Consider the following 13,403-nt stretch of genomic DNA (forward strand, 5'->3'; position numbering starts at 1 on the left):
CCGTGGGACACGACGCTGAGCGGCAGGCTGTGATCCACATCGCCGTTGTGACGGCTCCGAAATAGTTCAACGTTCAACCATGTTGCTGCGGGATGTAGGCATTCGAGACCCCAACGAGCGAAACGGAGCCCATCCCATGGCAGCACCGACCGCGACCGCCGACGTCCTTCACCTGTCGGACGACGCCCAGGACCTGCTCTTCCGCGAAGCCCGCACGGCCAACACCTTCAGCGACGAGCCCGTCACCGACGAGCAGGTCCGTGCGATCTATGACCTGGCGAAGTGGGCGCCGACCTCGATGAACCAGCAGCCGCTCAGGCTCACGCTGCTGCGGTCCGACGAGGCCCGTCAGCGGCTGCTGCCGCACCTGATGGAGGGCAATCGGCCCAAGACGGAGTCCGCGCCGCTGACGGTGATCCTTGCGGCCGACACCGAGTTCCACGAGCACCTGCCCCGCCTGTTCCCGCACGCGCCGGGCGCGAAGGATCTGTTCGAGGCGGACGAGTTCCGGCATCAGAACGCCCACCTCAACGCGACGCTGCAGATCGCCTACTTCATCCTCGGCGTCCGCGCGGCGGGGCTCGCGGCTGGCCCGATGACCGGCTTCGACAACGCGGGCGTCGATGCCGAGTTCTTCCGTGACGGCACGACGAAGTCGCTGGTCGTGATCAACATTGGCAAGCCGGGGGAGAACCCGTGGCTCGAGCGGCTGCCCCGGCTGAACTACGACGAGGTCGTCACCGAACTCTGAGGTCAACACGGCGTCGGCAACGCGCCACAGGACGTCACGAACGCCGGACGCGGCGTCCGGAGTGCATGACACGGCGCGAGGGCGACACGGTGGGAAAACGCCGAGCGGTACTCGATAGCATCGACAGGTACGGGTGCCGCTCGGCGCCCACCTGTCGTCAACCGAACCCGAGGAGTTCACCGTGTCACAGCCGTCCCAGCTCGCCACCGCACCCACCGGACGCGTGGTGGTGCCGGCGGGCACTACGGCGGGTGCCGCGGTGCGAGACGCCGACCTGCCAAGCAAAGGCCCCGACGCCGTCATCGTCGTCCGTGACGCCGAGGGCAACCTGCGCGACCTGTCCTGGGCGCCCGAGGCCGACACCGAGGTCGAGCCCGTAGCGGCCAACACGGAGGACGGCCGCAGCGTCATCCGCCACTCTTGCGCGCACGTGCTCGCCCAGGCGGTGCAGCAGGAGTTCCCGCAGGCCAAGCTCGGCATCGGCCCGCCGGTCAAGGACGGCTTCTACTACGACTTCGGCATCGACCACCACTTCACCCCGGATGACCTGAAGGCGCTGGAAAAGCGCATGAAGCAGATCATCAAGGGCGCCCAGCGGTTCTCCCGCCGGAAGCTCGACTCCGTCGAGGCCGCCAAGGAGGAGCTGGCCGACGAGCCGTTCAAGCTCGAGCTGGTCGACATCAAAGGTGACGTTGACACCAGCGAAGTCATGGAGGTCGGCGGCGGCGAGCTGACCGTCTACGACAACGTCAACCCGCGCACGGGCGAGCCGGTGTGGGGCGACCTGTGCCGGGGCCCGCATGTGCCGACCACCAAGCACATCCCGGCGTTCAAGCTCACCCGCGTGGCAGCCGCCTACTGGCGCGGCAACGAGAACAACCCCCAGCTACAGCGAATCTACGGCACTGCATGGGAGTCGCCCGAGGCGCAGGACGAGCACCTGGAGCTGCTTGCCGAGGCCGAACGCCGCGACCACCGCAAGCTGGGCAGCGAGCTGGACCTGTTCAGCTTCCCCGAGGAGATCGGCTCCGGACTCGCGGTGTTCCACCCGAAGGGCGGCGTCATCCGACGCGCCATGGAGGACTACTCCCGCGTCAAGCACGAGGAGGCGGACTACGAGTTCGTCTACTCGCCGCACATCACCAAGAGCGCGCTGTTCGAGACCTCAGGGCACCTCGACTGGTACGCCGACGGCATGTTCCCCGCCATGCACCTCGACGCCGAGCACAACGAGGACGGCACGGTCCGCAAGCCGGGGCAGGACTACTACCTCAAGCCGATGAACTGCCCCTTCCACAACTTGATCTTCGCGTCGCGTGGCCGGTCGTACCGGGAGCTGCCGCTGCGGATGTTCGAGTTCGGCTCGGTGTACCGGTACGAGAAGTCCGGTGTGGTGCACGGGCTCACCCGCGTCCGGGGCATGACTCAGGACGACGCGCACATCTACTGCACCCCCGACCAGGTGCAGGACGAGCTGAAGTCGCTGCTGACCTTCGTGCTCGACTTGCTGCGCGACTATGGCCTCGACGACTTCTACCTCGAGCTGTCCAGCCGCAACGAGGACAAGTACGTCGGCTCGCCCGAGGTGTGGGAGGAGGCCACTGAGGCGCTGCGGGTGGCGGCCACCGACAGCGGCCTCGAGCTGGTCGACGATCCGGGCGGCGCGGCGTTCTACGGCCCGAAGATCTCGGTGCAGGCCACCGACGCGCTGGGCCGCACCTGGCAGATGTCGACCATTCAGCTCGACTTCAATCTGCCGGAACGCTTCGACTTGTCTTACACCGCATCGGACGGCTCGCGGCAGCGACCGGTGATGATCCACCGCGCGCTGTTTGGCTCGATCGAGCGGTTCTTCGGTGTGCTCACCGAGCACTACGCGGGTGCGTTCCCGGCGTGGCTGGCGCCGGTGCAGGTGGTCGGCATCCCGATCGCCGACGAGCACGTGCCGCATCTGCTCGACGTCGCCAAGGCGCTCAAGGCGCGCGGCATCCGGGTCGAGGTCGACACCGGCGATGACCGGATGCAGAAGAAGATCCGCACCCACACCAAGGAGAAGGTGCCGTTCCTGCTGCTCGCGGGTGGCAAGGATGTCGAGGGTGGCGCGGTGTCGTTCCGGTTCCGCGACGGTAGCCAGGTCAACGGCGTGCCGGTGGCCTCGGCGGTGGACGTCATCGCGGACTGGGTGGAGCGCAGGGAGAACGCGTCGCCGACGGCTGATGCCGTGGAAGCGGTGCTGGCGTGACGGACGGCCCCGAGCTGACTGAGCAGGACGGCGTTGGTGTGGCCGATGCGCTGCAACGGCTGTGGACGCCGCATCGCATGGCCTATATCAAGGGCCAGGGCAAGCCGGACGACGACGAGCCGAAGGGCTGCCCGTTCTGCCGCATCCCCGGGATGGACGACGAGTCGGGGCTGGTGGTGGCGCGCGGCGGCGAGGTGTACGCGGTGCTGAACTTGTACCCGTACAACCCGGGTCACCTGATGGTGGTGCCGTACCGGCACGTCGCGGACTACACCGACCTGACGGCGACCGAGACGGTCGAGGTCGCCGAATTCACCCAGCGGGCGATGCGAGCGGTGCGGGCGGTCTCCGGCGCGCACGGCTTCAACATCGGCATGAATCAGGGCGTGATCGCCGGGGCGGGCATCGCGGCGCACTTACACCAGCACCTGGTGCCCCGGTGGGGTGGCGACTCGAACTTCATGCCGGTCGTCGGCCACACCAAGGTGCTGCCGCAGCTGCTCGGCGACACCCGCAAGCTGCTCGCCGACGCCTGGTACGACGTCTAGCGGTAACCGTAGGCGTGGGCCGTCTATCTCCGCGTGTTGATCAGGGACCCTGCGCTGAGGACCATGCCAACCGAACAAATCAGACGAACTTTGGGCCCGCCAGCAGGGTCCCTGATCAACAAACATCATTCCTCGCTCTAGCCGACAGGCGTCGAGCCCGCGGGATGGAAGTCTCCCGAGACTCGATCGTCCGCATTCAGCGCGAACTTCGCGATGAGGGCGAACGAGTGTGAAGACTGATCGTGTGATCGATATTCCAGGCCGCCAAGATCCAACAAATCTGAAGGCTCCCGGCGTCGGTGCCCCTCCGTACCATGGCGACGTGGACCAACCAGGACAGCTGAGCGCGGGGGAGCGCGAGGCGTGGGACGGCTTCAGCGCCGCCATCACGATGCTCACCGAGCACCTGGAGCGGCGGCTGCAGCAGGACGCGGGGATGCCGCACGCGCACTACGCCGTCCTCGCCGCGCTGGCCGACGCGCCGGAGCGGACGCTGCGGATGCACGAGCTGGCCTGTGCGGTCCGGTTCTCCCGCAGCAGGCTCTCGCACGCCATCGGCAGGCTGGAGGCGGCGGGCTTGGTGCGGCGCACTCCTTGCCCGAGTGACAAGCGTGGCGCGCTCGCCACGCTCACGCCGGTGGGTGCGGACGCGCTGTTGGCGGCGACCCCGGCCCGCGACGCCGCCGTCAAGCACGCGCTGTTCGACGCGCTGAGCGCAGAACAGGTCGACCGGCTCGGCGAGATCAGCGACGCCGTGATGGGGGCACTCAGCGAGTCGTGTGACGTCGTCCACTCCGGTGATATGTCCGACCGGGAGTCTGACGGCTGCGCGCCTGACGGACAGCTAGGCTGATCACACGTCATCGCTCGCGTCCCCGGAAGTAAGGCCCCGTCACCGATGTTGAACGTGTTCGCCCGTGCGTCGATCTCGCGTGTCGTCGACCCGATCGGGGTCGTGCTGGTGCGCGCGGGACTCACTCCGAACGCGGTGACGGTCATCGGCACGGTGGGCGCGATTGTCTGCGCGCTGGCGTTCTTCCCGAACGACATGCTGCTGTGGGGCACCTTCACGGTGTGGGGCTTCGCGATGGTCGACATGCTCGACGGCGCCATGGCACGCGCGACCAAGTCGACGCCGTTCGGCGCCGTGCTGGACGCGACCTGTGACCGGCTCACCGACGGCGCTGTGTTCGCCGCGATCGCCTGGTGGGCCTTCACCGTCGCCGAGGACACCGTCTCGGCGGGCGTCGCGCTGTTCGTGCTGGTGCTGGCGCAGGTGATCTCCTACATCAAGGCGCGGGCGGAGGCATCCGGTCTGAGCGCCGACGGTGGCCTGCTCGAGCGCGCGGAACGGCTCATCATCGCCCTCGTCGGCACCGGGCTGGCGGGCTTCGGCGTGCCGTATGCGATCCCGGTGTCGCTGTGGTTGCTCGCGGTGCTGTCGGTGTGGACGTTGATCCAGCGGGTACGCTCGGCGCGCACATCAGCGCGGGAGGTGACGCCGTGAGCCGCACCGCCGACTTGCTCAGCGACGCCGGGTTCGGCGCCGGGTGGCGGCTGGTGCGGCTGCTGCCCGCGAAGATGGCCGACGCGCTGTTCGCGGCCGGTGGTGACATCGCGGCGGTGCGCGGCGGCAACGGCGTCGCCCAGCTGCGTCGCAACCTGCGGCGCGTCGTCCCGCAGGCGGATGACGACGAGCTGGACGAGCTGACCAAAAAGGCGATGCGCTCCTACGCGCGCTACTGGCAGGAAGCGTTCCGGCTGCCGTCGATGAACCACGGCACCCTCGCCGACCGCTTCGAGTCGGGCGTCGAGGGTAAGGAGAACCTCGACGTCGCGCTGCGCGACGGCAACGGCGCGATCCTGGCGCTGCCGCACAGCGGCAACTGGGACGCGGCGGGCGTGTGGCTCGTCAACCGGTACGGCCGGTTCACCACGGTCGCGGAACGGCTCAAGCCGGAGTCGCTGTACCAGCGGTTCGTCAACTACCGGGAGTCGCTCGGCTTCGAGATCCTGCCGCTGACCGGCGGCGCGCGTGCGCTGCCGCTGCTGAAGAGCCGACTGCGGGACAACGGCATCGTCTGCCTGCTCGCCGACCGCGACCTGACCAGCGCGGGCATCCCGGTCACGTTCTTCGGCGAGCCCACCCGCATGCCAGCGGGCCCGGCGTGGCTCGCCGCCCGCACCGGTGCCGCGCTGCTGCCGCTGACGACCTGGTTCACCGAGGACGGCTGGGGGCTGCGCATCCACCCGCGCGTGCGGGTCAACGACCGCGAGGAGATCGCCTCGGCCACCCAGCACGTCGCCGACGCCTTCGCCGGGGACATCGCCGCCCATCCCGCCGACTGGCACATGCTGCAGAAGCTGTGGCTGGCCGACCTCGACGAGGCGCGCAGGCAGGACCTCGACACGGCCGACGCCGGTGACCCGTGAGGGCCGCGCGGTGAGGACCGGGTTGTGAGGGTCGGCTCGTGAAGATTGGCATCGTCTGCCCGTACTCGTTCGCCGTGCCAGGCGGAGTGCAGGGCCACATCGTCGAGCAGGCGAAGGCACTGCTGGCGCGCGGCCACGAGGTCTCGGTGCTCGCCCCCGCGGCCGCCGACTCCGAGCTGCCTGACTTCGTGCACCCCGCTGGCAGAGCGGTCGGGGTGCCGTTCAACGGCTCCGTTGCGCGGCTGCAGTTCGGCCCCGTCTCGTATGCCAGGGTGCGCCGCTGGATCGCCGCCAACGACTTCGACGTGCTGCACCTGCACGAACCGGTGGTGCCCAGCCTGTCGATGCTGGCGCTGAAGGTGGCCGACGGCCCCATCGTGGCGACGTTCCACCTGTCCACTCCGCGCTCCCGCACCATGGTCGGCTTCCGCCCGATGCTGCGCCCGCTGTTCGAGAAGATCACCGCGCGGATCGCGGTGTCCGTGCTGGCGCGGCGGGTGCAGGTGGAACACCTCGGCGGCGACGCCGTCGAGATCCCCAACGGGGTCAACGTCGACTTCTACGCCAACGCGCGACCGCTACCCGGTTACCCGCGCGAGGGCGGCACGGTCGGCTTCGTCGGCCGGTTCACCGAACCCCGCAAGGGCATGACGGTCCTGCTGGACGCGCTGCGCCCACTGCTCACCGAACTACCCGACCTGCGGCTGCTCGTCGTCGGCGGTGGCGAGCCCGAGGAGCTGTACGAGGAGGCAGGACCGGAACTCGCGGCGCGGATCGACCTGCTCGGCCAGGTCGACGACGAGACCAAGGCCAGCGCGCTGCGCAGCGCCGACGTCTACTGCGCACCGAACCTGGGCGGGGAGAGCTTCGGCATGATCCTCACCGAGGCGATGGCGGCGGGCACCCCGGTGGTGGCCAGCGACCTTGACTCGTTCCGCCGCGTGCTCGACGACGGCAAGGCAGGGGTGCTGACCCCGACCGGCGACGCCGAGGCGCTGTCCGCGACGCTGCGGGACGTGCTGCGTGACCGCGACCGGTTGGCCGCACTGGCCGCGGCGGGCACGGAGCGGGTCGCCGCCTACGACTGGACGTTGGTCTGCGACCAGGTGCTGCGCGTGTACGAAGCGGCGATCGCCGCCGATCCGCGCCGCGTCGGCGAGGCCTCGGTGGTCGCGACGGCGCCCTCGGAGCAGAACCCATGAGCACGACCGCGCTGTTGCTGCTGCTCACCGCCGTGGTGGTGATCGCGCTGCTGCTCGGCGCGCTGCTGGTGGCCACGGCCAACCGGCTGGACCGGCTGCACGTGCGCACCGACTCGGCCTGGGCCGCGCTGGACGCCGCGCTGGCGCGCAGGGCCGTCGTCGCCCGCGCGGTGGCCAGCGCGGGCACCACAATGCCGCTGTCGGCGCGGATAAGGGCGGCGGCCGACGCCGCCGAGTCGGCATCGCGGCCCGAACGTGAGGTGGCCGAGAACGAACTCACCCGGCTGCTCGCCCGGCTCGACCGAACCGTGTTACCGGACGGCCTCAAGCGCGAACTCTCCGACGCCGAGCAGCGCGTCGTGATCGCACGCCGGGTGCACAACGACGCCGTCCGCGACACGCTCGCGCTGCGGCGACGGCGCAAGGTGCGCTACTTCCGGCTCGCGGGCAGCGCCCCCGAGCCGGAGTACTTCGAGATCGCCGAACCCGATCCGTAGCGCATCGGGCCCGCCGGGCGGAGGCGCGGCACCGCCGAGCAGGCCCGTGCTGCCGTGTCGCTCAGGCCGGGGCGTGCATCCCCTGCGGCAGCGGCTCGTACCGGCTGAACGTCCGGGTGAACGCGGCCGTGCCCGATGTCATCGACCGCAGGTCGATCGCATAGCGCAGCAGCTCCGTCGCGGGCACCTCCGCCTTGATCACACTGTGCCCGTTCCCGGCCGACTCGGTGCCGAGCACCCTGCCGCGCCGCGCGGACAGGTCGCCGAGCACCGTGCCGAGGTGCTCGTCCGGCATGGTCACCGCGACCTCGTCCAGCGGTTCGAGCAGGACGACCTTGCCGTTGGCCGCGGCGTCCTTCAGCCCGAGCGCGCCTGCCGTCTGGAACGCGGCGTCGGAGGAGTCGACGCTGTGCGCCTTGCCGTCCAGCAGCGTCACCCTGATGTCGATCACCGGGTAGCCATCGAGCAGGCCCTTCGCCATCTGCGCCCGCACACCCTTTTCCACGCTCGGGATGAACTGGTGCGGAATCGCGCCACCATAGATCTTGTCCACGAACTCGAATCCCGAACCCCGGGGGAGTGGTTCCACCTCCATCTCGCACACCGCGTACTGGCCGTGCCCGCCGGACTGCTTGACGTGCTTGCCGCGCCCGTGCCCCTTGGTCGCGAACGTCTCCCGCAGCGGGATCCGCACGTCCTCGGTGCCGACGTCGGCCCCGCCGGAACGCAGCCGCGACAGCGCCACGTCGGCATGCGCCTCGCCCATGCACCACAGCACCAGCTGGTTGGTTTCGGCGTTGCGCTCCAGCCGCAGCGTCGGATCGCCAGCCACCAGCCGGGCGAGGTTGCGGGCGAGCGCGTCCTCGTCGCTGCGGTTGTTGGCGACCACCGCGATCGGCAGCAACGGCTCCGGCATCGGCCAGGTCGCCATCAGCAGCGGCTCGTTCGGCGAGGACACCGTGTCGCCGGTCTCGGCCGACGACACCTTCGTCAGCGCGCACAGGTCACCGGCGACGCAGTACGGCACTTCCTCCAGCTCGGCGCCGCGCGCGGAGTACAGGTGCAGGATGCGCTCGTCGACGTCGTGGTCGGCGTGGCCGCGTTCGGCGAGGCCGTGCCCGGAGACGTGCACCTGCCGGTCCGGCCGCAGCGTCCCGGAGAACACCCGCACGAGCGACACCCGCCCGACGTAGGAGTCCATCGTCGTGCGCACCACCTCCGCGGCGAGCGGACCGTCCGGGTCGGCGCGCAGCGGCTCGTGGGGGGCACCGCCCGGTGAGGTCACCTCGGGCGGATCGTGCTCGACCGGGGACGGGAACGCCCTGGTCATCACCTCGAGCAGCTCGGCGAGCCCGACGCTGGTCGCGGTGCAGACCGGGATGACGGGGTGGAACGACCCGCGCGCCACCGCGGTCTCCAGGTCGTCGATCAGCGTGGCCTCCGCGATCTCCTCACCGCCGATGTAGCGGTCCATCAGCGTCTCGTCCTCGCTCTGCTCGATGATCCCTTCGATCAGCGCGTCCCGTGCCTCGGAGATCGCGGCGAGGTCGGCCTCGGCGGGGGTGCCGGCCACCGGCGGGGAGCCGTTCGAGTAGTCGGACAGCCGCTGCGAGATGAGCCCGATCAGCCCGGTGTCGCCCACGGGCTGATACAGCGGCAGCACGCCCGCGCCGAAGGCCTGCTGGCAGGCGGCGAGTTCGCCGGGCAGATCGGCGCGGGGATGATCCAGCCGGGAGATCACCACGGCGCGGGGCATGCCGACGGCGGCACACTCCTGCCACAGCGCGACGGTGGTGTCGTCGATGCCGTCCGCCGCGCAGACGACGAACAGCGCGGCGTCCGCGGCGCGCAGGCCCGCCCTGAGTTCGCCGATGAAGTCGACGTAGCCGGGCGTGTCGATGAGGTTGATCTTGATGTCGTCGTGGTGGAGGGGAGCGAGCGCGAGGCCGACGGAGCGTTGCTGCCGCACGGCGGCGGGGTCGTGGTCGCAGACCGTGGTGCCGTCAACGACGCTGCCTGCTCGCGACACGGTGCCGGTCGCGGCGAGCAGGGCTTCGGTGAGGGTGGTCTTGCCTGATCCGGACGGCCCGACGAGTGCCACGTTGCGTACGCCGGACGGCGAAGCGACAGCGGTGTCAGAGCCGCCGTTGCGCGTATGTCTGTCAGCCATGGCGGCCTCCTGTCCCAGCGGATGAGGTGTGTCTTCGATCACACACCTGATCGCGAGCTGGGGCAAGAGCACCGCTGTACCAGACCGGCCACGTGGGTGGCACGAATCACCAAGTGGACTGCTGAAATACCCCAGTACTGGCCTGCTTGAGCGGTCCACGTGCGACGTAGGATGGAGGCGAAGCCACGAAATGAGAAAGGTTCTCGCAGTGACCGCTGCCCAGACTCAGTCCGAGACGCCAACCACGACCCCCGAGAAGGGCACCGCGCGCGTCAAGCGCGGCATGGCCGAGATGCTCAAGGGCGGGGTGATCATGGACGTGGTCACGCCGGAGCAGGCCAAGATCGCCGAGGACGCGGGCGCCGTCGCCGTCATGGCCCTCGAGCGCGTGCCCGCCGACATCCGCGCGCAGGGTGGCGTCGCCAGGATGAGCGACCCCGACCTGATCGACGGCATCGTCAACGCGGTGTCGATCCCGGTGATGGCCAAGGCCAGGATCGGGCACTTCGTCGAGGCGCAGGTGCTGCAGGCGCTCGGCGTCGACTACATCGACGAATCCGAGGTGCTCACGCCCGCCGACTACACGAACCACATCGACAAGTTCGCGTTCACCGTGCCGTTCGTGTGCGGCGCGACCAACCTCGGCGAGGCGCTGCGGCGCATCACCGAGGGTGCGGCGATGATTCGGTCCAAGGGGGAGGCCGGCACCGGCGACGTCTCCAACGCGACGACCCACATGCGCCAGATCCGCGGCGAGATCCGCAAGCTGTCTTCGCTGCCCGAGGACGAGCTCTACGTCGCGGCCAAGGAACTGCAGGCGCCGTACCCGCTGGTCGAAGAGGTGGCGCGGAACGGCAAACTGCCGGTGGTGCTGTTCACCGCTGGTGGGATCGCCAGCCCCGCGGACGCCGCGATGATGATGCAGCTCGGCGCCGAGGGCGTGTTCGTCGGCTCTGGCATCTTCAAGTCCGGCAACCCGCAGCAGCGGGCGGAGGCGATCGTCAAGGCCACCACGTTCCACGACGACCCCGACATGATCGCCAAGGTGTCCCGTGGTCTCGGCGAGGCCATGGTGGGCATCAACGTCGAAGAGGTCCCGGAGCCGCACCGGCTCGCCGAGCGCGGCTGGTAAGTACGGAAGGGGTCGACTCGGCCAGAGTCGGCCCCCTGAAGCGCATCGCATCGCACCGAAGTCGATCAACTTCCTGCGGCCTGTTGCCACGCAAACCGGGTGAAAACGGACATCTGCTGGTAACAGCGCGCAGGAAGTTGATCGACTCTGGCGTGGTGGGTCTGCCAGGCGGCTCAGCCGTGCGGCGGGGACCAGCGGTCGCGCGGCCACCAGTCAGCGGCGATCCGCTGCGCACTGCGTGGTTGCTTGATGACAGTGACCGCCTGGAACCGGTGCCGCCGGGTGCCGGACGGCACCCAGGACACCATCTCCTTCTCAATCCCTCGGCAGACACGCCTGACGAGCAACACCGGAAGTCCGACAACGACGAACGCCATGACGGCGAGCTCGATGACGACGGCGGCCATACGGGTCCTGCTTCCTACGAGGGCGAGCTATCGCAGAAGTGACGTCCCGGTGACACCGGGCTGTACGGGATCCGTCGTATTGTAACCCTTTCGTGTTACGGCGAAACCGCTCACCAGTACTCACGCGGCAGTTTGCCTTCGATGTCGCGCACGTGGTCCCGAGCGCAGTCCGGGCACAGCCACTGCGTGCCGCTGGCGTCGGTGTCGCTGGCCCAGGCGAGCGCGTCGACGCCGGTGTCCGCGGCTCGGTCCCTACCGCAGCGTTCGCAGTGGATCGGTTCGGACGTCTCGCTCATACGTGCTCCATGACCAGTAGGAACCAGGTGCCCGGTTCAAGCGCTTCGTAGACGTGCGGCACGTCGCCGGGAAACGCCGTGTAGTCGCCCGCGTCGAGTTCGACCGCGTCCTCGATGGGGCCGGTGCGCATCCGCCCCGCTCCCACGATCAGGTGCTCGACGGTGCCGGGATTGTGCGGATCCGCCTTCCGGGGTGCGCCCGGCTCCATGGTGATGGTGTAGATGTCGCGGCGCGCATGCGGCGGGCAGGACGCCAGCAGGGTGCCGATGAAGTGGGCCTGCTCCGAGGTCACGGCGGGACCTTCGCCCGCGCGGACCACCCGCACCATCGGCTTGGGCGGGTCGACGAGCCGGGAGAACGGCACCTCGAGGGCGACGCCGAGCGCCCAGAGCGTCTCGATGCTGGGGTTGCCCGCACCGGATTCCAGCTGCGACAGCGTGGACTTGGCGACCCCGGCGCGCTTGGCGACCTCACTGAGGGACAGCCCGGCGCGGGTGCGTTCGCGTCGCAGGGCGTCGGCGATGGCGGCCAGGGGCGCGGTGGTCTGGTCATCCGACATTGTTCGCTCCACAAGTACACTCGTTCGTGTTGACGAACGACGTGGTGTCGTTCATTATAGTGCTCATGCGTTCGTTACGTCGAACACGACGGGTGTTGCAGGGGGATCTCGCCAGGGACATCGCGCTCGTGCTGCTCGCGGACGGCATCGTCGGTGTCTCCTTCGGTGCGATCGCGGTCGGGTCCGGCCTGCCGGTGTGGCTGCCGATGCTGCTGTCGCTGCTGGTCTTCGCCGGTGCGGCGCAGTTTCTGTTCGTGGGCATCATCGCAGCGGGCGGGAATCCGGTCGCCGCGGTCCTCGCCGGACTGCTGGTCAACGCCCGCCACGTGCCGTTCGGCTTCGCCATCGGCGACGTGCTGGGTAGCGGCTGGCGCAAGTGGGCGGGCACCCACGTGATGATCGACGAGTCGGTGGCCTTCGCGCTCGCCCAGCACGACGCCGAACGTCGCAAAGCGGCGTACTGGGCGTGCGGCGTCGGGCTGTTCGTGTGCTGGAACGTCGGCGTCGCGCTCGGCGCGGTCGCGGGCACCGCCGTCAGCGACACCGCGGCGCTGGGACTCGACGCCGCGTTCCCCGCCGTGCTGCTGGCGCTGGTGTTGCCCTCGCTGCGGGACAAGGCGACCGCCGCGGCGGCGCTGGTGGGTGTGGCGGTCGCGCTGGTGGCGACACCGGTGCTGCCCGCGGGACTGCCGGTACTGCTCGCGCTACTCGCCCTGCCGATCGCCCTCGTGCTGCGCGGAACGCGCGCCCCGGCGACGGTGCACGCGGGGGAGTCGCGCGAGTCCGGGCGGCACGACGACCCAGCGCCGTCCGGGGAAGCGACAGGGGAGGAGACGTCGTGTCCGAGCAGATAATCCTGATCGCCGCCGTCGGGGTGCTGGCTGTCGGGACCTACGCGCTGCGCGCGTGCGGGCCGGCGCTGCGCGAGCGGGTGCGGCTCCCGCAGCGGGCGGAAGAGGCCATGACGCTGGCCTCCGTGTTGCTGCTGGCGGCGCTGGTCGGCACGGCGGCACTGATCGAGGCCGACGGGTTCGCCGGCTGGGCCCGCCCCGCCGGGGTCCTGGTCGGCGGGGTGCTCGCCTGGCGCAAGGCGCCGTTCGTCGTGGTGGTGCTCGCCGCCGCCGCGACCGCCGCGCTGCTGCGGCTGGCCGGGGTGCCCTGAGCC

The 13,403-nt window shown here is 69.8% G+C and carries 15 protein-coding genes; 11 read left to right on the top strand and 4 right to left on the bottom strand.

Going from position 1 to position 13,403, the window contains the following annotated elements; translation table 11 throughout:
• The first annotated feature begins 136 nt into the window (after positions 1 to 136).
• The 8 genes from AMYHA_RS10975 (at position 137) to AMYHA_RS11010 (ending at position 7,673) form a co-directional block, all read left to right on the top strand.
• Positions 137 to 751 carry a malonic semialdehyde reductase gene (locus AMYHA_RS10975; protein ID WP_034270661.1) on the top strand — a complete coding sequence of 205 codons (615 nt, stop codon included), beginning with the start codon at positions 137 to 139 and terminating at the stop codon, positions 749 to 751.
• Between the two features lie 223 nt (positions 752 to 974).
• Positions 975 to 2,993: a threonine--tRNA ligase gene (gene thrS, locus AMYHA_RS10980; protein ID WP_157362507.1), complete on the top strand. Its 2,019-nt coding sequence runs from the start codon at positions 975 to 977 to the stop codon at positions 2,991 to 2,993.
• Entirely contained in the window at positions 2,990 to 3,541 is a 552-nt protein-coding gene (locus AMYHA_RS10985) for an HIT family protein (RefSeq protein WP_034270664.1), read from the top strand. Before thrS ends, AMYHA_RS10985 begins: the two co-directional genes overlap by 4 nt.
• Before the next feature lie 322 nt (positions 3,542 to 3,863).
• Positions 3,864 to 4,394 carry a MarR family winged helix-turn-helix transcriptional regulator gene (locus tag AMYHA_RS10990; RefSeq protein ID WP_034270666.1) on the top strand — a complete coding sequence of 177 codons (531 nt, stop codon included), beginning with the start codon at positions 3,864 to 3,866 and terminating at the stop codon, positions 4,392 to 4,394.
• A gap of 45 nt (positions 4,395 to 4,439) precedes the next feature.
• Positions 4,440 to 5,048: a phosphatidylinositol phosphate synthase gene (gene pgsA / locus AMYHA_RS10995; protein ID WP_034270669.1), complete on the top strand. Its 609-nt coding sequence runs from the start codon at positions 4,440 to 4,442 to the stop codon at positions 5,046 to 5,048.
• Positions 5,045 to 5,974 (top strand): phosphatidylinositol mannoside acyltransferase, encoded by a 930-nt coding sequence (locus AMYHA_RS11000; RefSeq protein WP_034270673.1) that lies wholly within the window; start codon positions 5,045 to 5,047, stop codon positions 5,972 to 5,974. The genes pgsA and AMYHA_RS11000 overlap by 4 nt, the downstream gene beginning before the upstream one ends.
• A 38-nt stretch (positions 5,975 to 6,012) precedes the next feature.
• The gene (locus AMYHA_RS11005) at positions 6,013 to 7,176 is read left to right on the top strand and encodes a glycosyltransferase family 4 protein (RefSeq protein WP_034270675.1); all 1,164 of its coding nucleotides are present in this window, start codon (positions 6,013 to 6,015) and stop codon (positions 7,174 to 7,176) included.
• The gene (locus AMYHA_RS11010) at positions 7,173 to 7,673 is read left to right on the top strand and encodes a LemA family protein (RefSeq protein WP_034270677.1); all 501 of its coding nucleotides are present in this window, start codon (positions 7,173 to 7,175) and stop codon (positions 7,671 to 7,673) included. The genes AMYHA_RS11005 and AMYHA_RS11010 overlap by 4 nt, the downstream gene beginning before the upstream one ends.
• A gap of 61 nt (positions 7,674 to 7,734) precedes the next feature.
• On the opposite strand, the gene AMYHA_RS11015 is transcribed toward AMYHA_RS11010, so the two are convergent.
• Positions 7,735 to 9,843 carry an elongation factor G-like protein EF-G2 gene (locus tag AMYHA_RS11015; protein WP_034270680.1) on the bottom strand — a complete coding sequence of 703 codons (2,109 nt, stop codon included), beginning with the start codon at positions 9,841 to 9,843 and terminating at the stop codon, positions 7,735 to 7,737.
• 190 nt (positions 9,844 to 10,033) lie between these two features.
• Here AMYHA_RS11015 and pdxS point away from each other — a divergent pair, with 190 nt between their 5' ends.
• Positions 10,034 to 10,975 (top strand): pyridoxal 5'-phosphate synthase lyase subunit PdxS, encoded by a 942-nt coding sequence (gene pdxS / locus AMYHA_RS11020; protein ID WP_051399761.1) that lies wholly within the window; start codon positions 10,034 to 10,036, stop codon positions 10,973 to 10,975.
• Between the two features lie 173 nt (positions 10,976 to 11,148).
• Here the strand turns inward: pdxS and AMYHA_RS11025 are convergent, their stop codons facing one another.
• From AMYHA_RS11025 to AMYHA_RS11035, 3 genes are all read right to left on the bottom strand, one after another.
• Positions 11,149 to 11,382: a hypothetical protein gene (locus AMYHA_RS11025; protein ID WP_034270685.1), complete on the bottom strand. Its 234-nt coding sequence runs from the start codon at positions 11,380 to 11,382 to the stop codon at positions 11,149 to 11,151.
• Positions 11,383 to 11,492: 110 nt separating this feature from the next.
• Positions 11,493 to 11,678, bottom strand: a complete 186-nt coding sequence (locus AMYHA_RS11030) for a hypothetical protein (protein ID WP_034270687.1) — start codon at positions 11,676 to 11,678, stop codon at positions 11,493 to 11,495.
• On the bottom strand, positions 11,675 to 12,238 hold the full coding sequence (locus AMYHA_RS11035) for a helix-turn-helix domain-containing protein (protein ID WP_034270690.1): 564 nt from the start codon (positions 12,236 to 12,238) through the stop codon (positions 11,675 to 11,677). The genes AMYHA_RS11030 and AMYHA_RS11035 overlap by 4 nt, the downstream gene beginning before the upstream one ends.
• 65 nt (positions 12,239 to 12,303) lie before the next feature.
• Between AMYHA_RS11035 and AMYHA_RS11040 the strand changes: the two genes are divergently transcribed.
• Together AMYHA_RS11040 and AMYHA_RS11045 are read left to right on the top strand one after the other, a co-directional pair.
• Positions 12,304 to 13,092, top strand: a complete 789-nt coding sequence (locus AMYHA_RS11040) for an AzlC family ABC transporter permease (protein WP_084037073.1) — start codon at positions 12,304 to 12,306, stop codon at positions 13,090 to 13,092.
• Positions 13,077 to 13,400 carry an AzlD domain-containing protein gene (locus tag AMYHA_RS11045; protein WP_034270693.1) on the top strand — a complete coding sequence of 108 codons (324 nt, stop codon included), beginning with the start codon at positions 13,077 to 13,079 and terminating at the stop codon, positions 13,398 to 13,400. The genes AMYHA_RS11040 and AMYHA_RS11045 overlap by 16 nt, the downstream gene beginning before the upstream one ends.
• Positions 13,401 to 13,403 lie beyond the last annotated feature (3 nt).

This window comes from Haloechinothrix halophila YIM 93223 (assembly GCF_000504245.1).
GTDB lineage: Bacteria > Actinomycetota > Actinomycetes > Mycobacteriales > Pseudonocardiaceae > Haloechinothrix_A > Haloechinothrix_A halophila.